The organism is Pleomorphomonas sp. PLEO (assembly GCF_041320595.1).
Lineage (GTDB): Bacteria > Pseudomonadota > Alphaproteobacteria > Rhizobiales > Pleomorphomonadaceae > Pleomorphomonas.
In genome coordinates this window covers 5072412-5098224 of sequence record NZ_CP166625.1, presented here as the reverse complement: position 1 = coordinate 5098224, position 25813 = coordinate 5072412, and the positions used below count along the sequence as shown (strand labels likewise).

General features: G+C 63.1%; 22 protein-coding genes. 2 read left to right on the top strand and 20 right to left on the bottom strand.

The window, feature by feature from the left end:
- Positions 1-27: 27 nt before the first annotated feature.
- From AB6N07_RS23565 to AB6N07_RS23530, 8 genes are all read right to left on the bottom strand, one after another.
- On the bottom strand, positions 28-1002 hold the full coding sequence (locus AB6N07_RS23565) for a quinone oxidoreductase (RefSeq protein WP_370675470.1): 975 nt from the start codon (positions 1000-1002) through the stop codon (positions 28-30).
- Positions 1003-1016: 14 nt separating this feature from the next.
- On the bottom strand, positions 1017-1421 hold the full coding sequence (locus tag AB6N07_RS23560) for a carboxymuconolactone decarboxylase family protein (RefSeq protein ID WP_370675469.1): 405 nt from the start codon (positions 1419-1421) through the stop codon (positions 1017-1019).
- Positions 1422-1430: 9 nt separating this feature from the next.
- Complete coding sequence (locus AB6N07_RS23555) at positions 1431-2276, bottom strand: branched-chain amino acid aminotransferase (protein ID WP_370675468.1); 846 nt, start codon at positions 2274-2276, stop codon at positions 1431-1433.
- A gap of 35 nt (positions 2277-2311) precedes the next feature.
- Positions 2312-3799: a sugar ABC transporter ATP-binding protein gene (locus AB6N07_RS23550; protein ID WP_370675467.1), complete on the bottom strand. Its 1488-nt coding sequence runs from the start codon at positions 3797-3799 to the stop codon at positions 2312-2314.
- Positions 3796-4875: a hypothetical protein gene (locus tag AB6N07_RS23545; protein WP_370675466.1), complete on the bottom strand. Its 1080-nt coding sequence runs from the start codon at positions 4873-4875 to the stop codon at positions 3796-3798. Before AB6N07_RS23545 ends, AB6N07_RS23550 begins: the two co-directional genes overlap by 4 nt.
- Before the next feature lie 2 nt (positions 4876-4877).
- A complete protein-coding gene (locus tag AB6N07_RS23540) occupies positions 4878-7028 on the bottom strand; it encodes an ABC transporter permease (protein WP_370675465.1) in 2151 nt (716 codons plus the stop codon).
- Positions 7029-7185: 157 nt separating this feature from the next.
- The gene (locus AB6N07_RS23535; RefSeq protein WP_370675464.1) at positions 7186-8217 is read right to left on the bottom strand and encodes a sugar ABC transporter substrate-binding protein; all 1032 of its coding nucleotides are present in this window, start codon (positions 8215-8217) and stop codon (positions 7186-7188) included.
- A gap of 129 nt (positions 8218-8346) precedes the next feature.
- The gene (locus tag AB6N07_RS23530) at positions 8347-9327 is read right to left on the bottom strand and encodes an ABC transporter permease (protein ID WP_370675463.1); all 981 of its coding nucleotides are present in this window, start codon (positions 9325-9327) and stop codon (positions 8347-8349) included.
- Between the two features lie 518 nt (positions 9328-9845).
- On the opposite strand from AB6N07_RS23530, the gene AB6N07_RS23525 reads away from it, so the two are divergent.
- Entirely contained in the window at positions 9846-10862 is a 1017-nt protein-coding gene (locus AB6N07_RS23525; RefSeq protein ID WP_370678310.1) for a LacI family DNA-binding transcriptional regulator, read from the top strand.
- Between the two features lie 78 nt (positions 10863-10940).
- Here the strand turns inward: AB6N07_RS23525 and AB6N07_RS23520 are convergent, their stop codons facing one another.
- The 12 genes from AB6N07_RS23520 to AB6N07_RS23465 all read right to left on the bottom strand — a co-directional run bounded on the left by AB6N07_RS23520 (position 10941) and on the right by AB6N07_RS23465 (position 24707).
- A complete protein-coding gene (locus AB6N07_RS23520; RefSeq protein ID WP_370675462.1) occupies positions 10941-12113 on the bottom strand; it encodes an aldose 1-epimerase family protein in 1173 nt (390 codons plus the stop codon).
- Between the two features lie 26 nt (positions 12114-12139).
- Entirely contained in the window at positions 12140-13417 is a 1278-nt protein-coding gene (locus AB6N07_RS23515; RefSeq protein ID WP_370675461.1) for a D-tagatose-bisphosphate aldolase, class II, non-catalytic subunit, read from the bottom strand.
- 4 nt (positions 13418-13421) lie between these two features.
- The gene (locus tag AB6N07_RS23510) at positions 13422-14369 is read right to left on the bottom strand and encodes a sugar kinase (protein ID WP_370675460.1); all 948 of its coding nucleotides are present in this window, start codon (positions 14367-14369) and stop codon (positions 13422-13424) included.
- Positions 14369-15337, bottom strand: a complete 969-nt coding sequence (locus AB6N07_RS23505) for an ABC transporter permease (protein WP_370675459.1) — start codon at positions 15335-15337, stop codon at positions 14369-14371. The genes AB6N07_RS23510 and AB6N07_RS23505 overlap by 1 nt, the downstream gene beginning before the upstream one ends.
- Positions 15334-16848, bottom strand: a complete 1515-nt coding sequence (locus AB6N07_RS23500; protein ID WP_370675458.1) for a sugar ABC transporter ATP-binding protein — start codon at positions 16846-16848, stop codon at positions 15334-15336. Before AB6N07_RS23500 ends, AB6N07_RS23505 begins: the two co-directional genes overlap by 4 nt.
- A 191-nt stretch (positions 16849-17039) precedes the next feature.
- Positions 17040-17930, bottom strand: a complete 891-nt coding sequence (locus AB6N07_RS23495; protein WP_370675457.1) for a substrate-binding domain-containing protein — start codon at positions 17928-17930, stop codon at positions 17040-17042.
- 409 nt (positions 17931-18339) lie between these two features.
- Complete coding sequence (locus tag AB6N07_RS23490; RefSeq protein ID WP_370675456.1) at positions 18340-19407, bottom strand: ABC transporter ATP-binding protein; 1068 nt, start codon at positions 19405-19407, stop codon at positions 18340-18342.
- Positions 19408-19418: 11 nt separating this feature from the next.
- Positions 19419-20252, bottom strand: a complete 834-nt coding sequence (locus AB6N07_RS23485) for a carbohydrate ABC transporter permease (protein ID WP_370675455.1) — start codon at positions 20250-20252, stop codon at positions 19419-19421.
- Positions 20253-20255: 3 nt separating this feature from the next.
- Positions 20256-21191 carry a carbohydrate ABC transporter permease gene (locus AB6N07_RS23480; protein ID WP_370675454.1) on the bottom strand — a complete coding sequence of 312 codons (936 nt, stop codon included), beginning with the start codon at positions 21189-21191 and terminating at the stop codon, positions 20256-20258.
- 196 nt (positions 21192-21387) lie between these two features.
- Positions 21388-22650, bottom strand: a complete 1263-nt coding sequence (locus tag AB6N07_RS23475) for a sugar ABC transporter substrate-binding protein (protein ID WP_370675453.1) — start codon at positions 22648-22650, stop codon at positions 21388-21390.
- 177 nt (positions 22651-22827) lie between these two features.
- Positions 22828-23997, bottom strand: coding sequence for a PLP-dependent transferase (locus AB6N07_RS23470; protein WP_370675452.1), 1170 nt, complete (start codon positions 23995-23997; stop codon positions 22828-22830).
- A complete protein-coding gene (locus AB6N07_RS23465; RefSeq protein ID WP_370675451.1) occupies positions 23994-24707 on the bottom strand; it encodes a FadR/GntR family transcriptional regulator in 714 nt (237 codons plus the stop codon). Before AB6N07_RS23465 ends, AB6N07_RS23470 begins: the two co-directional genes overlap by 4 nt.
- A 406-nt stretch (positions 24708-25113) precedes the next feature.
- Between AB6N07_RS23465 and AB6N07_RS23460 the strand changes: the two genes are divergently transcribed.
- A complete protein-coding gene (locus AB6N07_RS23460) occupies positions 25114-25674 on the top strand; it encodes a cupin domain-containing protein (RefSeq protein ID WP_370678309.1) in 561 nt (186 codons plus the stop codon).
- The last annotated feature ends 139 nt before the right edge of the window (positions 25675-25813 follow it).

Below are 25813 nucleotides of genomic sequence, written 5' to 3'. Positions count from 1 at the left end.
GGCCGCCCCTCTCAAGGGACGGCTGCCTTATACCGTGAGAACCGATGCGCCGGTCGTTGCCCGTCCCTCGAGGGCGCGATGGGCATCAGCGGCCGCCACCAGCGGGAAGCGCTGGCGCACTTCGGCCGTCACCGCGCCGGAGGCGAGGCGGCCGAAAAGGTCGGCGGCGCGTGCCTCCAGTTCAGCCCGCTCCTCGATGAAGTGGAACAACATGGGTCGGGAGGCGGAAAGCGAGCCACCCTGAGCCAGCATGGACAGCGAAAAGCCTTCGATCGGCCCCGACGACTGGCCAAAGGAGACGAAGGCGCCGCGCTTCCTCAGACATTTCAGTGAGCCGGCCCAAGTGTCACGACCGACGCTGTCGTAGACCACATCGCAGCCGCGGCCATCGGTCACACCAAGCGCCGTCGCCACGAAGTCGTCGCGGCGGTAGTCGATGACATGGTCATAGCCATGCGCGAGGGCGAGTTCGGCCTTTTCCGGCGAGCCGACGGTGCCGATGGTCGTGGCGCCGAGCGCCTTCAGCCACTGCCCCATCAGAAGACCAACGCCACCGGCCGCCGCATGCACCAGCGCCACGTCGCCGGCTTTCACCTGGAAGGTTGAGGTCACGAGATACTGTACCGTCAGCCCCTTCAGCATGACGGTGGCGGCAATCTCATCGGAAACGCCATCGGGCAGCTTCACCAGCCGGTCGGCGGCTATAATGCGCCGTTCGCGGTATGCGCCGAGCGGGGTCGTATAGGCGACGCGGTCACCCGGCTTCAGCCCCTCCACGTTCGTGCCGATGCTTTCCACAACACCGGCCGCTTCGGCGCCGACGACGAGCGGTGCCTCCGGCCAGGCATAGAGGCCGGACCGATAATAGGTATCGATGAAGTTGACGCCGACGGCGGTGTGACGCACGACGACTTCGCCGGCTGCCGGCGCGCGGTCGGCAACTTCCTCCCAGCTCAGCGCCTCCGGACCACCGGGAGCGTCGAGCAGCATGGCTTTCGACATTTTTGTCTACCCCGTCAGACCTGGAATTCCGGATCGACCGGGATCTGCAACGCCTGCACGACGGCGTTGGTCTCCGAGGCCATGCCGATCACCGACAGGAGTTCGGCGTGCATGCCCTCCGTCATGCCCTTGGCTTTGGCCTGAGCGGTGTGCGAGTGGATGCAATAGCTGCAGCCGTTCACCGTGGATACGGCGACGTAGATCATCTCCTTGACCACCGGTGACAGCTCGCCCGGCGCCACCATCACTTCCTTCAGACTCGCCCAGGTGCGTTCGAGCAACTGCGGCTGGTTGGCGAGGCCGCGCCAGAAATTGTTGACGAAATCAGACTTGCGGGTGGCGCGGATATCGTCAAACACCGCCTTGATGCGCGGGTTGGCTTCGACTTCGGCGTCGGTCCAGAGTTTCACGGTCGTCATGATCTATCCTCAGCGATGGGCCCAGGCCCAATAGAGTTCGCGCGCCTTGCGTCCCTTGGGGCCGAAGGCCAGCGTCTTGTCGTCAAAGCCGATCACCGGCACCACCTTGGAGATATTGCCGGTCGAGAAGATCTCGTCGGCGGCGCGGAAGTCGTCGACCGACAGCGTGATCTCGTGGACGGTCTCGCCAGCCTCGCGCAGCAGGCCGATGACGCGCTTGCGGGTGATGCCAGCCAGGAACGTTCCGTTCGGAACCGGCGTGAAATATTCACCGCCTTTCACCAGGAAGACGTTGGCGGTGGCGAGCTCGGCGACGTTGCCGGCGAAGTCTTGCACCAGCGCGTTGTGGAAACCCTTGCCGCGCGCCTCGCGGATCATGCGGGCGTTGTTGGGATACAGGCACGCCGCCTTGGCATTGGTCGGCATGCATTCCACCGTCGGGCGACGGAAGCGTGTCGTGGTGATGGTGAAGCCCTTCGGCTCGACCATCGGCATTTCCTCTAGGCAGAGCGCGAAGTCGGTCGAGGCGGGGTCGGGGGCAACCACCGAGGAGTCGCCTTCCTCGGCCCAGTACATTGGCCGGATGTAGACGGCCGGATTCGGTCCGAACTTCTTCAGGCCATCCTGCGTCAGGCCGATGATTTCGGCGTCGGTGAGCGTCGGTTCGAGGCCGAGGTTCTTGGCCGACTGGTTGACGCGCGCCGCGTGCAGGTCGAGGTCGGGCGCAACGCCTTCGAAAGCGCGGGCGCCATCGAACACGAGCGAGCCCAGCCAGGTGGCGTGCGAGTTGGCGCCGAGCACGCGCACGTCGCCCTCGTGCCAGGCGCCGTGATAGTAGGTCCAGATACGGGACATCGTCTTGGCTTTCCTCTTGTCGTTGCGCTCTGTCTTCAGTGGACGGAGGCGTACATGATGCGCTCCTCGCTGGCGTCCAGCGGGGAGAATTCCTCGACCACTCGACCCTGGCGGCAGACCAAGATGCGGTCGGAGAGTTTCAGGATTTCCGGCAGATAGGAGGAGATCACCACCACCGCCAGGCCATCGTCGGCAAGCTTTTCGATCAGGTGATGGATCTCGGCGATCGCCGCCACATCGACGCCGCGCGTCGGTTCGTCGAAGATGACGAGGCGCGGCTTCTGAACGAGCCCCTTGCCGATCACCACCTTCTGCTGATTTCCGCCGGAGAGTTCGACGACGCGGGCATCCGGATTGATGGCGCGGATCGATAGCGTCCGGCTCCAGCTTTCGGCGAGGCGAGTCATCTCGGCCCGGCTGACGACCGGTAGCTTGTTCTGGTCGGCGGCCAGGTGGCCCGAATAGAAATTCTCGGCAATCGACATGGTCTCGAAGAAGCCTTCGAGCTTCCTGTCCTCGGTGACATAGACGATGCCGTCGCGCATTGCCGGCCTTGGTGTGTTGTAGCGCACCGGCTGGCCGTCGAGCGCCACCTCGCCACCCCGGTTGAAGTCGCGTTTCATCACGCCGGCAACGATCTTGGCCGTCTCGGTGCGCCCCGAGCCAACCAAACCGAATAGGCCGGTGATCTGGCCGGAGAAGATCGAGAACGAGGTGTTCTTGACGATCGCCCCCATGGATAGGTCCTGGACCGACAGCACCTTGTCGCCCGCCGGGCGAACGGCCGTCCTACGCGCCGCCTCGCCGCTGGCGAGTGTACGGCCGACCATGGCGCGGACGATGCTCTCGCGCGTGAAGTTGGCCGTGACGTCGGTGATGACGCGAGTGCCGTCGCGCATCACGGTGATGCGGTCGGAAATCTGCAGCGCTTCCTCAAGGGCATGGCTGATGAAGATCACCGCCACCTTGCGTTCCTTGAGCCGCCGGATGAGGGCGAAGAAATGCCGCTTCTCCTCCGGCGTCAGCGTCGCCGTCGGCTCGTCGAAAATGATGATGCGCGCTTTCAGGCGCACGGCACGGGCGATCTCCACCATCTGACGCTTGGCGGCGCCGAGAGTGGCGACCGTCGCCGTCGGGTCGACGGTGAAATTGAGCGATTGCAGGAATTGCTGCGCCGAAATGGCGACGCCGCGCAGCCGATTCAGGAACTTCTCATCACCGAGATACAGGTTCTGCGCCACCGTCATCGACGGCACCAGCGAGGTTTCCTGAAATACCATGGCGATGCCCTGCTTCAGCGCATCGGCCGGGCCGCTGAAGCTGACCGGCTTGCCATCCAGCAGGATCTCGCCCGACGACGGTGACACCACGCCGGCGATCATCTTGGTCAGTGTCGACTTGCCGGCGCCATTTTCGCCGAGAAGGGCATGGACTTCACCCTCGGCGATGTCGAAATCAACGGCGTCGACGGCGAGGTTGCCGCGATAGCTTTTGGATAGGGCGCGCGTTTCGATCAGCGTCATGCCGCACCTGTCTCGATTTCGAGGACGACATTGCCGCCGCGAGACGCGGCGAACAGTACGCCGCCAATTTCCGCCATGTCGCGAATGCCGTGACGGCGGCCGTCGGCTCGGCTGTGCAGGCTGCATATTGGCCGGAAATGATCGTCGAGGCGGGCGATCAGGCCATAGGAGCGCCCTGGCGCCCAGGGCTTGCGGACGCCCATGGTGACGACGCCTCCGCACTGCAGCGGTTCGAGGAAAGAGTTGCCCGAACTCATCTGCGGCGCGATCCAGAGATCGCGAGGAACCGTAGCCATCATGTCCTCGCGATAGGCACGCTCGGTGAGGACCAGCTCGACGAGGCGGTTGCGGGGCGCCATCAGCGCCAGCCACGCACCGCCACCGGTCGCGCGCGCCAGCCGGGCCGGATATCCCGGCAGGTTGGACAGCACCGGCTGCGGCTTTGACCGGCCATCGCCGGTGATGCGCAAGAGCCTATGGCGCGAAGCTTCCGAGACGATCACCGATCGGTCGGGCTCGATCAGCAGACCGGCCGGCCAGGCGAGGCCTTCGGCAAGAATGCGGCCGTCGCCCTCGACAAGATCAAGCCGCAATACGGCGCCACTTGCCCCTTGCGCCATCAAATCGCTCTGCCAGTCGTCGGCGGAAAAGCGGGCTGAGCCATCGGCGATATAAAGGACGCCTTCTCCAAGCGTCGCGAGAGCCGTTGGCGCATGAATGCGGCGTCCGGCCACTTCGGTAATGACGCGACCGTCGAAACGACCGCCAGACAGGCGAACTTCACCGGCCACGAGGCCAACGGCGAGGCCACCGTCAGGGAAGGCCGCCAGAGCCGAGATCGCAGTTTCGAAGCGGATGAGCGGTACTGGAGCGCCACCTTCCAGCGGGAAGGCGAGGAGGTCGGCTCCGGAGGCAACCAAAAGCCGACCCTCATGAACGAGCAATGCCTCGGGGTGCGCCGCCTCGGAGAAGGTCTCGGCGGTCTCAAGAAGCGTGTTGGGCCGGAAGGCACCATCCATCGGGGGAATGGTAACGGCCTTGCCGCGGAAGGGATCGAGAAGGGCATCCCACCACATGTTCAAGCCCTCCCTTCAACATGAACGGCTTCTGGCTTGCCGGACCAGTAGGATTTCCAACTCGTCCATTCCGGATCGGCACCGGGAATCTTGAACCGGCCGATACGGTTGTTGAGGATGCCGCCGATGAACAGCTCGCCCTTGTGCTCGCGCATTGAGGTGACCATCGGATGGTTCATGCCGGTGAGGTCGCCGAGTGTGCCGACGATGCGCCCGGTCTCGTCGAACTTGATGACGCCGCCGCTGTTGATGTTGGGGAACAGCCAGTCGTCGCCCGGCAGGCGGCGGGTCATCCGCTTGCGAAAGCCGGGGTGGCGTAGCGACAAGTCGAAAGTGGGGGTGCGCACGCCGAGCCAGGCCATCCAGTAGCTTCCGTCGGAGGCGCGGTTGATGTTGTCGGGGTAGCCGGGCATGTCGGCGATCAGGCATTCCATGGTGCCGGCCTTCGGCCCTTCGATCCAGTAGCGGTGCACCGAGCAGGCCCAGCTTTCGGCGATCAGGATCGAACGGCCGTCATGGGCAAGGCAGACGCCGTTGGCGTAGCGCAGCCCGTCATGCACCGTCTTCGTCTTGCCGGTTTTCGGATCGTAGACGAGGAGGCGGCCGGTCGGGCGGCTCTCGATGGAATCGAGCACCCAGTCGTGGGCGTCATAGCGGGTGGTGGAATCGGTGAACCAGACGCGGCCGTCCGGGCCGATGTCGCAATCGTTGGGATCGCGCAGGCGGGCGTCGTCAACGACGGACAGCCAGGAGCGGTTGGTCTCCGTGGAAAGCCGCGTCACTTCGCCATCCCTGGCGATCGAGTAGAGCCCCATGGCGCCGACGCAGGTCTTAATCGATCCGTCGCGGTCCATGGCAAGACCGAGCGGGAAGCCGCCGATATGGGCGAACACTTCCGAGCGCTTGTAGTCGGGCCCGAACCAGCGGACGATTTCGCCATGCCGGGTGCCGGCATAGAGGTTACCGTCCTCGTCGAGGATCACGTCCTCCGGTCCCTCAACCTGTCCAAGGGCGATGGGGGAGGCCTCGGACAAGCGATTGTTGAGGGCATAGGCGCCGCCGCTGTTCGGCAGTGCCGATTCCTCTCCGCTCATGCGGTGGTGGGTGGGTGCCACGTAGACCTCGGCCAGCACCTTATGCCGGTTCTTCGCCCAGCGGATGTCGAGCACCACGGCAAAGGCCAGCATGAAGCCAAGCACCAATTGATTGGAGCCCGTGCCATAGCCCAGACGGATCAGGCCGTTGGTCATCGTCAGTACGGCGATGGCGCCCATCAGGCCCTTGGCAACCGAACCGCGGCCTCCGCCCAGCGAATTGCCGCCGACAACGGCGGCGGTCAGCGCAGCCAACTCAAGACCGGCGCCGGTGCCAGGACCTGCCCCCGACAAACGAGCCGCAAACAGGAAGCCAGCGATGCCGGCGCTGAGGCCGGAGATGACGTAAGTGAGAAACACCGTGCGGCGCACGGGAATGCCGGCGTTATAGGCCGAGCGGCGCGAGCCACCAACGGCGGAGATATGCCAGCCGAGCCGCGAGCGGCTGAGCAGCACGTGGGCGAGGAGGGCGAAGGCGCCGGCGATCAGGATCGACACAGGCAGGCCACCAAGAGAGCCGGTGCCGATATAGTCGAACTGGTCGTTGAGGACCGGCGACATCTGCAGCTGTTTGCCCCAGGAGATGATCAGGATGTCATAGAGTGATCGGCCCATGATCAAGGTGACCAGGGTCGTCAGGAAGGCGCGCAGGCGCAGATAGCCGATCAATATGCCATTGAAGGCGCCGCACAGACCGCCGGTGGCGATCGCCAAGACAAGGGCGAGCGAGGCCGGAAGCTCCCACAGATAAATGCCGACCACCGACATGAACACGGACAGTGCGTAGATCGAGCCGACGGAAAGATCGATGCCGCCACCCAGCATGACGATGGTGAGGCCGATGACCACAATCAGGAATTCGCCGAGCTGGCGCGTCGTGTCGAGCAGGCTGGCGGGCGCAAAGAAGCCGTTGATCGCCGTGCCGAAGATAATGATCACGGCGGAGAGCAACAGGAAGGGCACGAGGTTGTCGGCCCAGCGTTTGGTTAGGATTTCGCCGACGAGGTGGGAGGGGATCGCGTTGTAGATGAGGCGCGACAGGCTCTCGGGTAGGCGCATGGAAACTTCCACCTGATCGATCGGCCGGCCGCCACGGCCGGTCCGGGATGCTTGGGCGTCCTTTAGGAAGAACGATAGATGGAGGCGGCCGCTGGCTCGGCCGCCTCCGCTTTAGGCGCGTCATCCTCCCGGCTCGAAGAGGGAGAGTTCGCGCGCCCTACTTGGCGAGCGCCGCCTCGGCGGCCTGCACGTCTTTGAGACTCCAGCAAGTGCCGGGCTTGAGGTCCGCCTTGGTGGTGGCGGTCTCCAGCGTGTAGATCCAGCTCTTGGCCTGGCCGGGCTTGAGGCCGGACTGGAGCAGGAACTTGAGCAGCGCAGAGATGTCGCGCGACTGGCCCTTGACGTCGGTCATGACCACGGCGTGGAATGTGCCATCCTCAAGCGCCTTGCAGTCGAGCTCTTCGCCGCCGCCGGTGGTAACCAGCTTGACCTTGCCGGTGAGGCCGGCGTCGCGGATCGCGGCGGCGGTGCCGGCGGCCGTGTTGTCCCAGAAGTCGATGACGGAGCAGACTTCCGGATGCTGCTGCAGCAGCGTCGTCGCCACGTTGCGGGCCGTGGTGACGTCCCAGTTGCTATCGGGGGCACCAACGATCTCGAAGTCCGGATGGTCCTTCAGAACCTTGGCGATGCCGGCATACTGATCGAGCGACGACGAGTTGACCTGATCGCCCTGGATAAGACCGATCTTCTTGGACGAGCCCTCGCCGCAGGCTGCGACGGCTGCCTTGGCTTCGAGCTCGCCGAGCGTTTCCCAGTTGGAACCCACGAAGGCATCGGAAGCGAAGTTGGAGCGGTTGTCGACCTGGATCACGAAGATGCCGGCGTCCTGCGCGCGCTTGAACAGCTTGGAGTAGGACGTGAGGTCGGGGGTGTGGACGAGGATCGCCGCCGGCTTGTCGGCCGAAGAGATGAGATCGGTGATCGCCTGGGCGCCGGCCGCCGTATCCCAGTTGGGATCGCGGGTTTCCCACACGCCGCCGAAGCCGCGCACTTCGCTGCCGATATAGTGGTTCCAGCCCTGTGCGAGGTCGAAGCCGAGGGCGAGCGGGATCAGCACCACCTTCTTGCCGGCGAGCGCCGACTGGACGAAGGCCGGGCCGGGATCGCCGGTTTCCTGGGCGAACGCGGGCAGGGTGGAAAGGCAGAGGGCAGCGGCGAGCGTCCGCGCCAGCATTGTCTTGATCGTCATGAGTGGTTCCTTTTCAAGGGTTTCCGACCCGGTGAGTGCATCGCTTCGCCCCCCTCGAGCCAAGCGATGAATTTCCAATTCCTGTCCATTTTCCGGTGGTTGCATCGCGTGGCGACCGCCGGAAGAGGATCATATGTCTCCCTGCTGTCCGACTTGTTCGTCGCGCGGGTTGAGGCGGCTGTCGATGATGAGGGCGACGAGCAGGATCGTCGCCTTGATGAGGTTCTGGTAGATGTTGGGCAGGTCGAGAATGGTCATGCCATTCAGCATGATGCCGATCAGCAGGGCGCCGATGACGACGTTGCGCATGCCGCCCTTGCCGCCCGAAAGCCCGATGCCGCCGATCACCACGACCAGGATGACGTCATAGAGCAGCGTCGAGTTGACGACCCGGGTGTTGATCGACTGCAGGCCGGCGGCGGTGATGAGGCCGGCGAGCCAGGCGACCAGCGCCGAGACCACATACTGGCCGATGATCATCGGCCGAACCGGAATGCCCATGGTGCGGGCGGCCTGATAGTTGTCGCCCATGTAGTAGACGTAGCGGCCGAACTTGGTGAAGCGCAGCACCAGGAAACTCAGGAAAGCGGCGACGGCGAACATCACCACTTCGATCGGCATGTGGGCGAGCCGCGCCTGTCCGAACTCCAGAATGAACGACGCCGATGGCGGCACCGGCACGGCGTCCTGCGCAATGAAGCGCGAGCGGACGAGACCAAACACGAAGCTCGCTGTGGCCAGTGTGGCGAACACCGCCGGCACCTCGGCGTAGGCGATCAGAAGGCCGTTGATGATCCCGACCGCGACCACGCCGGCAAACACGATGGCCGTGGCGATGAGCGGCGGCGTACCGGCGTTCATCATGGCAAGCTGCCAGGCGGTGGCCATCGCCATCACCGCCACCATGGAAAGGTCGATGCCTCGGCCGATCACCACGATGCCCATGCCAACGGCCAGAATGCCGAGCACCGATACCGAACGCAGGATCGCCACCAGATTGTTCGGCGCCAGGAAGCCGTTCAGAAGGGCGGCATAGGCAACGAACAACACGATGGCGAACAGGAAGACAATGCGCTCCTGGCTGAGCGTTCCGGACTTAAGGACGGACATGCCGCCACACTCTCTCTGCTGAAAACAAAGTCAGCCTAAAAGGCCGGCATAAATGCGTCCAATGCAAATTTCGGATCGAAATGGATGCGGAATGGGAATGCATGCGGTAAATCACGCAAGGAACGCAAACTTCGTTCGGCGTTGGCGATCTTTCCGGAATGGCTTTGCGCCGAAAAGGCGATTGCGAGACTTAAGTTTTTAGGGTCTGGCTAATAGAGACGTTCCCTTCGTCCCCGGCTTCTTCGATGGTATGCTTTGGCCTAGGCATGCTCGTATCCGCAGCATCATTGGCGGCCCTGGCCCTCAATATGAAGGGCAATTTTTACGCGTGAAAAATTATAACTTGACGCAGGAAATGTCGGCTGCGAAATTCGCCAGTTGAAAAGCGCACTTGGTCTTGCCGGCTTGCGGCGGCCAATCTGACGATTGGCGTCCCGCCATGGAAGCATCTACAATGGTTGTAGTGCTCCGGTTGTGGGTGGAACGGGGATGGCAGAGTGACCACGACGATCCGTACGATGGAAGAGTTTTCCGATTACGTCGGACTGTCTCGCCCAACCGTCTCCCGCTATTTTAACGACCCCAATTCCGTTCGCCGTCAAACCCGGGAAGCCATCGAGAAAGCCATCAAGGAATCCGGCTTCCGGCCGAACCTGTTCGCTGTGAACCTCAACCGTCGGCGTACCAATATCCTCGGCATCATCATCCCCAACTCGACCGACGTGTTCTACATGGCACTGACCCGGCGGATAGAGGTATTGGCCGAGCAAGCGGGCTATCTGGCCTTCGTGTTGTCGTCGGATGGCAAACCGAAACTCGAAGAGCGGGCGATCGAGACCTTCAAGGCGATGAATGTCGCCGGTGCGGTCATCGCTCCGCTGGGCGTGCAGTCCCATCACGACAAGCTTGCCAGGCTCGGCGCCAGCATCCCGCTGATCTACGTCGACTCGCAGCTCGATGCCGCTTCGGCCTTTGTTGGCACCAACAACCGACAGAGCTTTCGCCTCATCGTCGACTATCTGTCACGCTCCGGCGACGCGCCTTGCTATTTCGGCATGCCCTCGGTCAACCGCAACGCCATCGAGCGCCGCGATGCCTACGGTGCGGCCATGGAAGAGTTGAAGCTTGAGCCGCGTTACGTGGCGACGCTGCCGGACACCTCATGGGATTTCGAGCGTTTCGGCTTTACGGAAGCCGTGCGTATCCTCGGCGATGAGGGATTTCCCACCCGCACCGTGCTGTGCGCCAATGACCGTATTGCTTTCGGTGTGCTGGCCGCCGCCTACCAGGCCGGTCTCAAGGTCGGCCGTGGCGACGATTGCGACCTGCGTGTCGCCGGTCACGACGATCACCCGCTGTCACGCTATACCTGCCCGCCGCTGACCACCGTGGCGCAGAACTATAATGAGATCGGCCGCATCGCCGTCGAGCTGCTGCTGCACAAGATCAATGCCCGCTTTGATCAGGATATCGAGCCGCGGCCGAACGAGCGGGTGCTGCTCAACGCCGAGATCATGCTGCGCACCTCGGCCTGAGGGCCGTCTTCGTCCCCCCAAAAGAAACCCTCTCCACGCGTCGGCGTGAAGAGGGTGGCGGCTAGCGGTTTGTCATTTTCAGGCTTTTGTCTGGCTACGCAGGATCGGCTCTTTATGAACGGTGACGTTGACACCCGCCTTGAGCTTGTCGATGCGAGCGGCGCAGGCCGCGACGGCGGCCTTGTCGGTCAGAAGATCGAAACGCATGCGGAAGCGGGCCTCGGCGCCCGGCTCCAATGTCTTGAGCCGGCCGGCAGCCCGCTCGACCGGTAGCGGATAGGGGTAGTTGGACCCCGGCTCGAGACCGGTCACATAGCCCTGCTTGTCGGTATCGGTGTTCTTCCACAGCGAAAAAGCCGGCATCTCTCCGATATGATAGGCAATGGAAAAGCCGAGTGTTTCCGTGGCATTGATCAGGGCCACTTCCGTGCGCCCGTCGGCACCGGCTGCCAACTCACAGGCGTAGAGCATCTCATCGAAATCGCGCGTCGGACCACGATAGCGGTCCCAGGTGGCAAGGTCCGGCTTGGCGGCGTCGTTGAACGGCGTGACGTGGGTGAACGGCCCGATAACGCGGGCGCCTTCCTCCAGCACGGGACGACCGACATTGGTGTGGTAGATCACTTCATAGAAATGGGCGTAATCGGCGCGGTTGACGAGCCGGTCGTCGAGCGAGAAGCCGGTATCGCCGGGCACGACGGTCAGCTCCGTCCAGGTTTCGAACTCGACGTTCTTGAACGCTTTTTCCTTGATCAGGCCACAGAGCGTGATGCGATGCGGTGCCTCGCGCGAGATGCGCACCTCGACCTTGGAGGCCGGCGTATTCCCCGCTCGGCCGTGCAGCGTATAAACCTTGTCACCATCGACGATCGGATGGCCGGTCCACTCGTAGCCGCAGCGCACCATCAGCTCGTTAAAGCCTTCCAGCCAGCCGAGGCCGTTGCGTTCGCCAAGGCGAATGAATGAGGGATGCACGACTTCGTCAACCGGGGATGCCCAGCCAAAGTTGATGCCGTCGAGGCCCGCCCTCAGGATGCCCATGCCGCGCGTAGGGATCACCGTCACCGAGAGCCGACCGGACCGGATGGTGATGAGCGTGCTGCCTTCTTGCCGGCCGCCGCGCAGGGTCTTTTTCACGATCTCGAACGGCGTGCTGCTCTTGATTCCGAGCTCGCTGGAGGTAACCGACCAATCGGCGACCTCAAGCCCGCCGGCCGTGTCGGTCAGCGTGAAGATGATGTCATCCTGCATATTTGCATGTCCCGTATTGCCTGCCTTTAGAGGCAGGCTTTGAAATAGTCGTCGAGGACGAGGTCGACCATGGCGAGCGACAGGCCATGGGCGGTGGGTTCGACGCGGCCGCGCCGGACGCCCTCGTAGACGCCGCGAAGATACTGGCTGATCAGCGTCTCGGGTATTGTGGTGTTGCCGAACAGGGCGAGCAATTCCTCGGCCGCCTTGGCGATCTCCGGCTCCGGCCAGTAGTAGCGGATGCGATCGGAATAGCTGAAGTGCCGCTGTAGCCGCTGCTCGTCGGGCGTGCCGAAATAGTATTTGGCCCAGTTGTCGGGATGGGCGAGCATCACCCGTTCGAAGGTGGCGACAAGCGTCTCCTTGCGATGGCCGGCGAACAGCACCTCGGCGATGTGGTCGAGGCCGTAGAGCGCTTCGCGTAGCGCAAAGGTCAGGGCCGGACCGACCTTCAGGATGGAAAAGCCGTTGTCGACCAGCGCCTTCAGTGCTTCCGGCGTCTGGTAGTCGGTGGAATGGGCCTCAAACACGAAGCCCTTGAGGTCGGCGAGCACGGCCGAGAGGCGCGCGGCCTTTTCGGCATCGAAGGCGACGACGTTGTGGTTGCCGAACTCGACGCCGGGCTGCACCACGGCGCCGACGGCGCGCTCGAAGGCACCGGCGATGCCGGCCTTGGCGAAGGCCGCGCGGTGGACGGCGATGGTCTCGCGCGCCGCCTCGGGCTTGGTAACTTCAAGCTCCTCGATCTCTTCCATGGCGCCGCCGGGGATCGGCACTTCGGTGCCGACGATATAGACCGGCTTGACGACAGCGTTCTTGGTCGCGGCCTCGGCGACGGCAGCGAGCGAAGCGGCTCGTTCGGCGGTCAGCGCGTCGGCGAGAGCCACTGGTTCTCCAGCGCAGCCCATCGAGGTGTCGAGATGCAGCTTGGTGAAGCCGGCCTTGGCGAAGGCGTCGATCATCACCTTGGCCTTGTCCATGGCCTCAGTGGCCGGCAGCTTCTTCCACGGGTTGGGGCCGAGATGGTCGCCGCCGAGGATGACGTTCTCGAACGGGAAGCCGACGCGCTTGGCGATTGCCGCGACGAAGTCCCGGAAATCCCGCGGCGTCATGCCGGTGTAGCCGCCGTCCTGGTTAACCTGATTGCAGGTCGCCTCGATCAGCACCGGCAGGCCGAGGGCGGAGGCACGGCGCATCGCCGCCTCGATCACCACCGGATGGGCCGAGCAGATCGAGGGAATGCCGCGCAAGCCGGAGGTACGGAAGCGCCAGGTGGAAATGTCGCTGAGCGGGTTCATGGCCATGTCTTCAGCTCCTTTGTTCGGCGATCAATGCGTCGAGTTCGGCGCGTGTCGACGCGCCCTCCATCGGGCCGGATCTGGTGACGGCCTTGGCGCCGGCCGCATTGGCGTAGCGAAGCGCCATCTCGGGATCGGCCCCGGCAAGCCAGAATGTGACGAAGGTGGCGCCGAAGCAGTCACCGGCACCGGTGGGGTCGACTTCCGTCACCTGGAAGCCCGGCAGACTGATTTCACCGGTTGCATCGAAATAGCTGGCGCCGGCAGCGCCACGCTTCAAAACGACGGCCTTGATGCCACTCTTCAGGAGGTTGGCGATCGCTTTTTTCTCGCTGTCGGCTGGCGAGAACAGGAACAACTCCTCGCCGCTCGGCAGGAACAGGTCGGTCTCGGCCAGAACAATGGCAAGCGCCTCGCGCATGCCAGGGCTGTTCAGGATCTCGGCGCGAAGGTTGGGGTCGAACGAAACCGTGCCCCCCTTGGCCTTTATCGTCCGCGTCGCCGTCAGCACGGCCTCCACCACGCTCGGCGCGTAGAGCGAGGAGCCCATGACATGCATGTGGGTGCAAGTCTCGATGAGCGCGGTGGCCGGGCCCTTGAGCTCGATGCTGCCACAGGCGCTATGGCGGATGTTGAAGACGAAGTTGCGACCGCCATCCTCGCGATAGCGCACGAAGGCGCTGCCGGTGGTACCCAGCGGATCGACTTCGATGCCGGACACATCGACGCCGTCGCGCGTCAGCCGGTCCAGATTGACGTGGCCGAAATCGTCGTCACCAACTCGCGAGATGATCGCCGACGCTTGCCCGAGCTTGCCCACCTGATCGATGAAGATGGCCGGCGCGCCGGAGGGAAAGGGACCGATCAGCTTGACCGGCTCGCGAAAGCCATCGCCACGCTCGGTGGCGACGATTTCCACCAGCACTTCGCCGATGGTGAGAACCTTGCTTTGACGCATTATTGCTTGGCCCGCTTGGAGCGAACGTCGAGCCAGACGGCCAGCAGAATGACCAAGCCCTTGACGATCAACTGGTAGAAGTAGGGAACGGACAGCATGTTCATGCCGTTGTTCATGATGCCGATGATCAGGGCGCCGATGATGGTGCCGATCATGGTGCCGACGCCGCCGGCAAGGCTGGTGCCACCGAGCACCGCCGCCGCGATGGCATCGAGTTCATAGCTGGTGCCAGCGTTGGTCTGCGCCGAATAGAGGCGCGACGACAGCAGGATGCCGGAGATCGCCGCCATGATGCCGGAGATCATGAAGATGGTGATCTTGACCCGGTCGACCTTGATGCCCGAGTAGACGGCCGCTTCACGATTGCCACCGGTGAGATAGGCGCGGCGACCAAAGGTCGTCTTCGACAGCAGCACGTGATTGAAGGCGAACAGCACCACCACGATCCAGATGATGATCGGCAGACCGAGGAAACTCTCGGCGCCGATAGCAATCCAGGTGGGGTCTTCGATCATCGCCGGTGCGCCGTTGGTCGGCAGGCTGACGAGGCCTCGGAAGATGCCCATGGTCGCCACCGTCACGATGAACGATGGCAGCCCCAGCTTGGCGATAAGCACGCCGTTGGCAAGGCCCATAGCCGCGCCGGCAAGCAGTGTCAGGACAAGCGTCGGCACGAAGCCGAACCCGGCAAGGAAGGCCTGAGCCGCGGCCATGCCGGCGACGGCGATGATCGAACCGATGGACAGGTCGATCTCGCCGAGCAGGATCACCCAGGTCATGCCGAAGGCGGCGATGGCGATCACCGCGATCTGCTGCAGCACGTTCATGAAGTTGGCGATCGTCATGAAGCGCGGGTTCATCACCGAGAAGATGATGCAGAGGACAATCAGGGAGACCAGGATGCCGCCATACTGCCGGAGCAGTTTGACATAAGGCTTCTGGGCGGTTGCGTGTTTCTCATCGCTCATGACGTGATACCTGTCGCGTGGACCATGACCGTCTGTGGGGTAGCTCCGCCGGGCAGCGTGGCGCTGAGCCGGCCCTCGTGCATGACAACGAGGCGATCGCTCATCCCGAGGACTTCCGGCAGCTCGGAGGAGACCAGCAGGATCGCCGTGCCCTCGGCCGCCAGTTGGCGGATGATCTTGTAGATTTCGAATTTTGCGCCGACGTCGACGCCGCGCGTCGGCTCGTCGAGGATCAGGATGCGCGGCTGGGTCAGCAGCCACTTGGCGAGCACCGCCTTCTGCTGGTTACCGCCGGACAGCGCGCCGACCGGCGTTTCGACTGATGCCGTCTTGATAGTAAGCCGGCTTACTTCGTCGTTCGCTGCCTTGCGTTCCTCGCGTTTGCGCATGAAGCCGAGCGCGGCGGCGAAGCGGCCAAGCGCCGCCATGGATATGTTCCACTCGACGCTGTGGGCGAGGACGAGGCCCTCTTCCTTGCGGTTCTCGGTGACGAAGGCGATCCGTCGGCCGATGGCGTCGACCGGCGAGGTGATGGTTGCCGGCTCGCCGTCGATGAGGATGCTACCCGAGGCCTGCTTCATGCCGAACAGCGCGTTCATAACCTCAGAGCGACCGGAGCCAATCAGGCCGAAGAAGCCGAGGATTTCGCCCTTCCGAACCTTGAAGGAAACACCCTTGAACTCACCCTCGCGGCTGAGGCCCTCGACGGAAAGGATCGGCGCTTCACTCTCGGCCGGGGCGGGCTTGAGACGGGGCGGGTAGATCTCGTCCATCTGCCGGCCCACCATCATGGCGATCAGCTCATCGATGGTGACCGTTTCGCGCTGACGAGTGGCTATGTATTCGCCGTCGCGGATGACGGTGATGTCGTCGGAAAGCCGCATGATTTCTTCCATGCGGTGCGAGATGTAGATGATGGCGACGCCCTTGGCTTTGAGCCGGTCGATGATCGAGAACAGAATATCCGTCTCGGCCTCGGTCAGCGAGGAGGTCGGCTCATCGAGAATGACAAGACGGGGAGCATCGATGGACAGCCCTTTGGCGATTTCGACCAGCTGGCGCTGGGCCATGGAGAGATTGCCGACCTTTTCGGTGACATCGATCGGCAGGCCGAGGTCGCGGACGATCTCGGCGGCGCGACGCTCAAGCGCTTGATCGTTGATAAAGCCATAGACGGACGGTTCGCGCGTCGCCAGGATGTTCTCGGCCACCGTCATGTTGTTGCACAGGCTGAGTTCCTGGAAAACGATGGTGAGGCCCCTGGCTGCCGCTTCCTGCGGATTTTCCGGCTTATAGGGCGCGCCACAGAACTCCACGCTTCCGCTGGTGGCGTGGTAGACGCCGGCCAGGATCTTCATCAGCGTCGATTTGCCGGCGCCGTTCTCGCCGAGCAGCGTATGAACGCGGCCGGCGCGCACTTCGAGGTGCATGTTCTTCAGCGCGGCAACCGGGCCGAACAGCTTGGATACGTTATTGATATTGAGAATGACGTCGCTGGTCGCGGCCGACATGCCCGCCTCCTTTCCGACGCGAATACCCTCGGCCGCGACGAACGCCGGACCGGCCGAGGGAGGGAAGACGCGGGGCCGCTGTCGATCAAGGGGCGACCGGACGGGGCGGACCCTTGCTCTCATGCTTCCGCTAGGTGCAAAAAGTCTATCGACCTTTTGGCGGATGCGGCCCCGCGCACTTGCGGTTCACGTCACTTGCGAGTGTAGACGCCCGGCTCGATCGGCTGCTCGGCCGGCACGTCCTTGCCAGCGATGACGTCGATGGCCGTATCGACGGCCCGCTTGCCCATCTCACCGGGGAACTGCTGGATGACGCCAACCATCACTGGATTGGTGTCGACGGCCTTGCGGGCTTCTTCCATGCCGTCGAAGCCGATCACCTTGACCTGGTTCTCAAGACCGGCCGACTTCACCGCCACGGCGGCGGCCAGCGCGGCGTCGTCGCCGAAGCCGAAGATGCCCTGGATGTCGGGATTGGCCTGCAGCATGTTCTGCGCGGCGGCCAGGGCCTCGGCGCGGGTGATGCCGGTCTGCTGGGCGACGATCTCGACGTCCTTGTGCTCGCCGATGGCCTTCTTGAAGCCATCGATGCGGTTCACCACCGACTGTACGGTCGGATAGTCGATGATGGCGACCTTGCCCTTGTCACCGAGCTCCTTGGCCATAAGCTCGCCGGCCTTGACGCCGCCAGCATAGTTGTCGGTGCCGATATAGGACGTGACCTTCACGTCGGTTGCGGGCACGTCGACGGTGATGACCTTGATGCCGGCCTTCTGGGCCTTCTCGATCACGGCCTTGACGCCCTTGCTGTCGACCGGCGACAGCACGATGACGTCGACGCCCTTGACGATGAAGTCCTCGACGTCGGAGAGCTGCTTGTTGAGGTCCTGATTGGCGATGGCCAACTCGAGCGGAACGTTCTTGGCGGTGGCCTCGGCCTTCATGGCGTCGGCGAGCTCAATGTAGAACGGATGCTGCTGGGTGAGCAGCGAAGCGCCGATACCGGCGGCCATTGCCGACGTGGCGAGAAAAGCGAAGGTGGAGCCGGCGAGAGCCAGGCGAGCGAGCGAACGAATAGTCATTGTGTTCCTCCCACATGGCCGCCGCTCCGATCCATCCTCGTGGTCGGAAGACATGTCGGCCGTTGTTGAACTATCGGGCGAAAACCAGTCTCGCGCGAAGCGAAACTTCGCCCGTTCGGGCCCAGACGGGCCTGACGACGAACGCGCTTCGACAGAGGTTTCTCTCCGTCTCAGCGAGGTCAACACATCATGGAATGTTGCCGCATGTCAACATAGAAATTTTACGCGCGTAATAATTTCGAGCACTGTACGAAATGTTGAAATGGAGAGGGCCGCATGGTTTGACGCCGTTTTTGAGGGGCGCGAAAGTTTCCCGCGTCATCAATGGTGAACGGGTCGACCGCAAACGTGCAAACGGCCGGAGTCGCGTGACTCCGGCCGTCGATGGCTCTACCCAAAGATTATCTATTCATCCCAGGCGGTTTGTCGTCTCGCGATCGAAAACGTGTAGCCGGGCACCGTCGAGGGCGATGTGCAGCGGCTGGCCAACCACAGCGACGCCGCGCTCCAGCGTATAGATCTTGAGGTCCTGACCCAGCAGGCGAACATGCACGATGGTGCCGAAGCCGGTCGGCTCCACCAGATCGACGCGCGCCGCGTAGCTACCGGCCTCCGGGCCGGCGACGATGCGCACGTGTTCAGGTCGAACGCCGACAGTCACCGCCTGTCCCTCGGAAAGATGAAGGCCACCGGGAATGGCGATCTGGCTGCCGTCGTCCGTCTCGATGACGCCGGCCCGGCAATGTCCCTCGACGAAATTCATGGCTGGTGAACCAATGAAGCCGGCAACGAACAGGTTGGCCGGCCGATCGTAGAGATCAAGCGGATTGCCGACCTGCTGGATGATGCCACCGTGCATGGCGACGATGCGGTCGGCGAGCGTCATCGCCTCGATCTGGTCGTGGGTGACGTAGACCGAGGTAGCGCCGATCGACTTGTGCAGTCGCTTGATTTCCGCTCGCATTTGCTCGCGCAGCCGGGCGTCGAGATTGCTGAGCGGTTCGTCGAATAGGAAGGCTTTGGGATGGCGCACGATCGCCCGGCCCATGGCAACGCGCTGACGCTGACCGCCGGACAATGCCTTGGGGCGACGCTCCAAGAGGGGATCGAGCCCCAGCTTGCCGGCCGCCGCCCCCACCGCCTCGGCGATCCTCTCCCGGGTCGTCTTCCTGAGCTTCAGGCTGTAGCTCATATTGTCGGCCACCGTCATGTGCGGATAAAGCGCATAGGACTGAAAGACCATTGCGATGTCGCGATCCTTGGGCGCGACTTCGTTGATGCGGCGACCGTCGATGCGGATCTCGCCGGCGGTAATATCCTCAAGGCCGGCGATCATCCGGAGCAACGTCGATTTGCCGCAACCTGACGGACCAACCAGCACGACGAATTCGCCATCGCCGATCGAAAGGTCGATGTCGTGCAGGACCGGCACGGTGCCGAAGGTTTTGGTGATTGCCTCTATGGTGATGGAAGCCATGAAAATGCTCCTCAGCCTTTCACCGCGCCGGCCGTCAGGCCCTGCACGAGATAGCGCTGGATCAGAAGGAAGAACAGGCAGGCCGGGATCAGTGCCAGCACGCCGGCGGCCATCATCTGCCCGAAGTCGACGGAGAACTTGGAGACGAAGGACAGGAGCCCAACCGGGAAGGTGGTCGCCTTTTCGCCTGAGATCAGCATCAGCGCGAACAGCAGTTCGCTCCATGCCGCCGTGAAGACGAACCCGAGTGTCGCGGCGATGCCGGGCAGCGTCAGCGGCAGGATAATCTGCCGAAACGCGGTGAACCGCGTGGCGCCGTCGATCATCGCCGCGTCCTCGAGATCCTTCGGAATACCGTCGAAGAAAGACTGCATCAGGAAGGTGGCAAACGGCACGTTGAAGGCGACATAGACGATGACGAGGCCGGTGAGGCTGTTGGTGAGTCCGAGCGGCGATAGCATCTTGAACATCGGCGCGATCAGCATGACCAGCGGGAACATCTGCGTCAGAAGCAGCAGACCGACGATCCAGTATTTGCCGCGGAAGACGAAGCGCGACATGGCGTAGCCGGCGAGCGATGAGACGATGGTGACGATGATTGCCGTCGACGCCGAGACGATCGTCGAGTTGAGGAAGAAGGTCGGGAAGCTCGAGTGGGTCAGGACGAACTTGTAGTGTTCAAGGCTCGCCTGCGACGGCCACATCCGGATACCCTCGGTGTAGAGCAGGCTGGTGGGCGTCACCGACACCTTGAGCAGCCAGAACAGCGGAAACAGGGCGAAGGCCACATAGGCAAGGACGGCCAGCCTGTGCAACACGGTCAGGACAATGCGCTTTCTGGTCATCGGTCAGTGCCTCGACAGCATGGTTTGGCGCAGGATGACGATCAGCATCGAATAGGCGAGCAGCAGCACCAGGAGCACCAGCGCGATCGCCGAGGCGTAGCCGAAGTCGAGCCGGCGAAAGGCCTGGGTGAATATGTAGCTCGCCACGATCTGGGTCCGGTCGGCCGGACCGCCGTTGGTCATGACGATGATCAGGTCGGCGAAATTGGCGATCCACACCGTCCGCAGCAGGATGGAGATGGCCATGGTCGGCGCCAGGAAGGGCACGGTGATCGACCGGAAGCGTTCGATCGGACCGGCGCCATCGATCTCCGCCGCCTCATAGAGATCCTTGGGGATCGCCTGCAACGCCGCCAGCATGGTGATGGCGAAGAAGGGGATTCCCCACCAGACGTTGGCGATGATTGGCCCCCACATGGCCGTTTTCGGATCGGAAAGAATGTTGCTGGGCTCCGACATTATGCCCAGCGCGTAGAGCCAGTGGGGGATCGGCCCGACGACCGGGTTGAACATCCAGGCCCAGTCGAGGCCCGACAGGAAGCTCGGCACCGCCCAGGGAAGGAAGCAAAGTGCCTGCGCCAGCGCTCGCCCCTTGAACGGTTGGTTGAGCAGCAAGGCCAGGATCAAACCGAACAGGAATTGCAGGATGACCGAGCTGAATGTCCACCACAGCGTATTGACCAGCGCACCGCGAAAGGCGCTGTCACTGGCGAGCTCGCGAAAATGCTTGAGGCCGACGAAGGCGCCGCTGAACGGGTTGAGCAACCGGATGTCGCGGAAGGCGTAGGAAACGCCGAGCGCCAGCGGCACCAGCATGATGGCGACGATCAAGATCAGCACAGGTGCTGAATAGAGCCATGGCTCTAGATATGCGGCGATCTTTTGCTTCGCCGTTCGGCGGTCGCCATTGGGCGGCGCGGCCGCGTAAGTGGAGGTCATCGGACAGAAACTCGCATAGGTTCGCAGACGGACGCTTGGCATGAGCCGAGGCACGAGGGCTCGATCGCCGCCGCGACAAGTGGCTGGCAGATCGCATCGAACTCCGGCGACGCGCGCGCCACCGGAGGTCCAAGCTTGGCGCGTTCGCCTTCCGATCAGGCCAGTAAGCCCGATCGAAAGGTGTTTTGACGCGTCGTTACTTGCTGGCGAGGAACTTCTGCTGCGCCGCCGTCATGTAGTCGGCCCACTGCTTGGCGAGCTCGTCCGGGGAGATCTCGCCGAGAAGGGCTTGCTGGCTGGTCTTGATCACCAGCGAGTCCTTGAAGAAGGCAAACTCCTCAAGATACGTCGGCATCACCGTCGGGGTGACGTTGGGGTCGGCGAGTTCCGCGAACCAGCCCTTGAACTGGTCTCCGGCGTAGAACGGATCGCTCTCGGCCGCCTTGTGGATCGGCAGGGCGCCAATGCGCTTGTTCCAGGCGATATTGCCTTCCGGGCTGTCGAGCGTAGCGATCAGCTTCCAGGAGAGATCCTTGTGCTCGGAGTTGGCGAACATCGACCAGCCGCCGTAGCCAATGGTTGGGAACGCCTTGCCGTCCGGGCCCTTCGGGAACGGCATCACACCATAGTCCTCAGGCTTCATGCGCTCGGCGATCGAAATCAAGGCGTCCGGATCCTGGTCGAGGAAGGCGCAGGTGCCCGAATAGAACCCGCCGACGACTTCGTTGAAGCCCCAGTTGATGCTGTCCTTGGGGGCGAGGCCGTCCTTGTAGAGGTCGACGACGTACTTGATGCCCTTGGCCCAGCCTGGGTCGGCGAAGGTCGAGGTGCCGTCCGGCTTGAAGAAGGTGTTGTTGCCGGCCATCGAGGCGCCGAACATGACCCAACCATTGAGGCCGCCCGGGCCACCACGCAGACAGTACCCATACTTGCCCGGCAGCTTCGACACCTTCTCGGAAGCGGCGCGGAACTCGTCGAGCGTCTTCGGCGGCTCGGTAACGCCGGCCTCGGCGAGCAGCTTCTTGTTGTAGAACATCGCCCGAAGATAGAAGCCGTAGGGCAGCTGATAGACGGTGTTCTTGGTCAGTCGCCCCATCTCAAGCGTGCGCGGGGTCAGGCCGGCGGTGTATTCCCATTTGGCCAGATATGGCTCGAGGCTCTCGAGGGCGCCGTTATTTGAGTAGAGCGCCACCCAGTTGTCCGGCATCTCCACGACGTCGGGCGTCTCGCCGGCCGAAACCATCGTGGCGAATTTCTCGAAGGCTTGCCCCCAAGGCAGGGAGATGATCTCCACCTTGGTGCCGGGGTTGGCATCCTCGAACGTCTTGACGATGCCCTTGAGCGTTTCGGTCCGCTCGGGGCTGGTGATCACCTCGACGAGTTTCAACGTCGTATCGGCAAGGGCCGTGCCCGCCATAAGCAGCGTCGACAGCGACGCGATAGCCAAAATCCTGTTCATGAAGTTCCCCTTTCCTTGGTTGCCACATAAGGGCGGGGTGTTGGAGGCCCCGCCGTGCGGTCTTTCTGTTGTCCGGCCGGCTCTCCCGGCCGATCAGGCATCGGCGCCCCTGATTTTTATATGCACCGATGCCCTTTGCCGGCCCCTCCAAGCCGGTGAATCGTTGAGGTAACTCTCCTAGATACGTGCCGCGTCGATGGCGCCGCCGAGGTCGGCCCATAGCGCTTCGGCGCCTTCGAGGCCGACATGCAGGCGAACCACGCGCGGGCTGATGCCGAAGTCCACCGCCGAGTTAGGTCCGGCGGCCTGGTTGTGAACGACGGTCGCCGGAACGACGAGGCTCTCGTGCCCGCCCCAACTGACGCCGAGCTTGAACAGCTTCAGCTGGTCGGCAAACTTCGGAATGTCGACGCCCTCGGTGAAGGTGAACGAGAACAGGCCCGACGTGCCGAAAAGGCCGGGTGGGAGAGTGTTTCCGAGGCCAGGGTGCAGGACATTCTCGATGAGCGGATGGGCGGCCAGCTTGCGGGCGACATGGAGCGCTGCCGCTTCATGCGCCTTCATGCGGGCCGGCAGCGTCCTGAGGCCGCGGATCAACAGCCAAGCGTCGAACGGCGATAATTTGCCGCCGAGATAGGGATAGGTCGTTGAGCGGATCCTGCCGAGTAGCGCCTTCGAGCCGGTCACCACGCCGGCAACCACGTCCGAGTGGCCGCCGATATATTTGGAGGCGGAATGCAGAACCAGGTCGACGCCGAGTGACAGCGGCTGCTGGAAAACTGGGGACGCCCAACTGTTGTCGATCGCCGTGACGACGCCGTGCTTGCGGGCCAGCACCGCGAGGGAGGCGACGTCGAGCGCATCCATCGACCAGCTCGTCGGGCTTTCGAGATAAAACAGGGCGGCGCCGGGCAGCTCGCGGGCCACAGCGGCTTCATCACGACCGTCGACATAGACAGTGTGAACGCCGTACTGCTTCAGCAGAATTTCAAACAGGCGATAAGCGTCCGGGTAAACGTGGCGGACGCAGAGCAGCTTGTCGCCGGGCCGGACGAACGTCATCACCGTCGAGGAAATCGCCGCCATGCCGGACGCAAAGCCGATGGCATCCTCGCCGCCTTCCAGCCGCGCGATCATGTCCTCGAAATGGCGAACGGTCGGGTTGAGTCCGCGGCTGTAAGTTGGCCGCGTTATCTTGCCCATGTAGGTCTGGTTCATCTCGTCATAGGACGAGAAGGTGAACAGCGACGTCTGGACGATCGGCGGCACGACGGCGTCGTAGGCGTTCACTTCATCATGGGCGACGATCAAGCTGGCGCGCTTGATCGGGTCGGCTTCCTCATTCATCTGGACATGTCCTTGATGTCTTCCTCGACAATTTCGAGGATCGCGTAAGTCTTCTCGCGCGCCAGAGCGACGTTGCGGGCGACGATCGCCTCGAATAGTTCGCGGTGGAACGGGAAGGACCGCCGGGCGAAGTCCGGCCGGTCGAATGGTTGATCGAAGAAACTTTCGAACGTCTCCCGCATCTGCTCGAGCAGGCGGGGGAAAAGCGGGTTGTGAGTGGCGTCGTAGATCGACAGGTGAAAGGCGAGATCTTCCCGGCCGGCAGTGCCTTTATCGAGATGGACACGCTCCATCTCGGCCAGCGTTGCGTCCATCAGCGGGACGTCCTCACGCGTATGCTTGAGGGCAGCCACCGCCGATGCTTCCACTTCGATGCCGCGTCGCACCTCCAGCGTTTGTAGCAGCGCGTCCCTCAGGTGTGACATGTCCAGCGATAGCGGCATGTGGACCGTGCCGGGCGTGATCGTTCGCATGAGGAAGGTGCCGGAACCAACGCGCGGCTCGGCCACGCCGAGCGCCTGCAACTGCCGGATCACTTCTCGTACGGTCGATCGCCCGACACCGAGCGCCACGGATAGTTCGCGTTCGGTCGGCAGTTTGTCGCCCGGCTTCATACCGGCGCGTTCGATGTGATCGGCGAGCGCGTTCATGACGCTGCGGACCCGGTCGACACGCGGAATTCGCTCCAGGGAAGAGATGTCGCCGGCCATCCGTCCGCCATTCGCTCGATCGGGCCAAGGCCCAGAAAATTGGTCTGATATCTGACATTAGGGGGGCGATCCTGGAACCTGTCAAGTAGCCCCGGATGCAGGATGGGCATGACTCGAAATTGTGCGAGATCGTGCTTCTCTCTGCGGTGGTGGGGCGCCACATTGACGAATGCCGCGAGTTGAGTCTCAATCCGAACGGCTTGGCCTGTGGGTCGCGGTTCGGCTGGTTGCCGGTTGCGAGTCGCGAGTGGGTCGGAGGGCGCGGGCCGGTTCGGCGCGCTTGAGTTCGCCCCAAGCGGACGTCCGTGGGGCAATGATGGTCGGCCAGGAAAGTGCTTTGATGAAGACGGACGATACGGTCCTCGTTGATACCCCCAGCGCTCTGTCCGACGACGTCCGGCACGGCATGCCGATCGGCCTCGGTACGCGCCTCAAGCTGGCGCGCCAGACGCGCGGCATGACGCTGAAGGCGCTGGCGCAGGCCGCCAACTGCTCGGAAAGCCTGCTATCGAAGATCGAGAACGGTAAGGCGTCGCCATCGCTGCCCATGCTGCACCGGATCATTAAGGTGCTCGACAAGAATATCGGCTGGTTCTTCGAGGAATCGCACGGCGAGGAGGGGATGATCTTCCGGGCCGGCACACGGCCGGTGCTGACGCTCGATCCGCTCCGTCGCGGCCGAGGCATCGCTCTTGAGCGGATTATTCCCTATTCGCCCGGCCATCTCCTGCAGTGCAACATCCACCACGTCGAGGTGGGGGGCGAGAGCGCCGGTCCCATCCAACACGTTGGTGAGGAAGTCGGCTACGTCATAGCCGGCGAGGTCGAGTTGATCGTCGGTGAGCGCAAATTTCATTTGATGGAAGGCGATGCCTTCGCCTTCAATTCCGATCTGCCGCATCATTATCGCAATGCCGGCGATCGTCGGGCCAGCATTTTCTGGGTCAACACGCCGGCAACCTTCTAGGACCAGCCGGATTTACGCGGATTTCTTGGTTTGCCCGGTGAGTTTATAAGCCGGCAAAATACAGTCTGCCTTACACATAGCTCCTGTGCGAAACGAAAGTGCCGTTTTGCTGGGCTTGCTTCGTTGCCCGCTGTCGCAT

Coding starts and splice junctions, on each gene's coding strand:
- AB6N07_RS23565 (WP_370675470.1), bottom strand. CDS start 1,002: ATGTCGAAAGCCATGCTGCTCGACGCTCCCGGTGGTCCGGAGGCGCTG.
- AB6N07_RS23560 (WP_370675469.1), bottom strand. CDS start 1,421: ATGACGACCGTGAAACTCTGGACCGACGCCGAAGTCGAAGCCAACCCG.
- AB6N07_RS23555 (WP_370675468.1), bottom strand. CDS start 2,276: ATGTCCCGTATCTGGACCTACTATCACGGCGCCTGGCACGAGGGCGAC.
- AB6N07_RS23550 (WP_370675467.1), bottom strand. CDS start 3,799: ATGACGCTGATCGAAACGCGCGCCCTATCCAAAAGCTATCGCGGCAAC.
- AB6N07_RS23545 (WP_370675466.1), bottom strand. CDS start 4,875: ATGTGGTGGGATGCCCTTCTCGATCCCTTCCGCGGCAAGGCCGTTACC.
- AB6N07_RS23540 (WP_370675465.1), bottom strand. CDS start 7,028: ATGCGCCTACCCGAGAGCCTGTCGCGCCTCATCTACAACGCGATCCCC.
- AB6N07_RS23535 (WP_370675464.1), bottom strand. CDS start 8,217: ATGACGATCAAGACAATGCTGGCGCGGACGCTCGCCGCTGCCCTCTGC.
- AB6N07_RS23530 (WP_370675463.1), bottom strand. CDS start 9,327: ATGTCCGTCCTTAAGTCCGGAACGCTCAGCCAGGAGCGCATTGTCTTC.
- AB6N07_RS23525 (WP_370678310.1), top strand. CDS start 9,846: ATGGAAGAGTTTTCCGATTACGTCGGACTGTCTCGCCCAACCGTCTCC.
- AB6N07_RS23520 (WP_370675462.1), bottom strand. CDS start 12,113: ATGCAGGATGACATCATCTTCACGCTGACCGACACGGCCGGCGGGCTT.
- AB6N07_RS23515 (WP_370675461.1), bottom strand. CDS start 13,417: ATGGCCATGAACCCGCTCAGCGACATTTCCACCTGGCGCTTCCGTACC.
- AB6N07_RS23510 (WP_370675460.1), bottom strand. CDS start 14,369: ATGCGTCAAAGCAAGGTTCTCACCATCGGCGAAGTGCTGGTGGAAATC.
- AB6N07_RS23505 (WP_370675459.1), bottom strand. CDS start 15,337: ATGAGCGATGAGAAACACGCAACCGCCCAGAAGCCTTATGTCAAACTG.
- AB6N07_RS23500 (WP_370675458.1), bottom strand. CDS start 16,848: ATGTCGGCCGCGACCAGCGACGTCATTCTCAATATCAATAACGTATCC.
- AB6N07_RS23495 (WP_370675457.1), bottom strand. CDS start 17,930: ATGACTATTCGTTCGCTCGCTCGCCTGGCTCTCGCCGGCTCCACCTTC.
- AB6N07_RS23490 (WP_370675456.1), bottom strand. CDS start 19,407: ATGGCTTCCATCACCATAGAGGCAATCACCAAAACCTTCGGCACCGTG.
- AB6N07_RS23485 (WP_370675455.1), bottom strand. CDS start 20,252: ATGACCAGAAAGCGCATTGTCCTGACCGTGTTGCACAGGCTGGCCGTC.
- AB6N07_RS23480 (WP_370675454.1), bottom strand. CDS start 21,191: ATGACCTCCACTTACGCGGCCGCGCCGCCCAATGGCGACCGCCGAACG.
- AB6N07_RS23475 (WP_370675453.1), bottom strand. CDS start 22,650: ATGAACAGGATTTTGGCTATCGCGTCGCTGTCGACGCTGCTTATGGCG.
- AB6N07_RS23470 (WP_370675452.1), bottom strand. CDS start 23,997: ATGAATGAGGAAGCCGACCCGATCAAGCGCGCCAGCTTGATCGTCGCC.
- AB6N07_RS23465 (WP_370675451.1), bottom strand. CDS start 24,707: ATGGCCGGCGACATCTCTTCCCTGGAGCGAATTCCGCGTGTCGACCGG.
- AB6N07_RS23460 (WP_370678309.1), top strand. CDS start 25,114: ATGCCGATCGGCCTCGGTACGCGCCTCAAGCTGGCGCGCCAGACGCGC.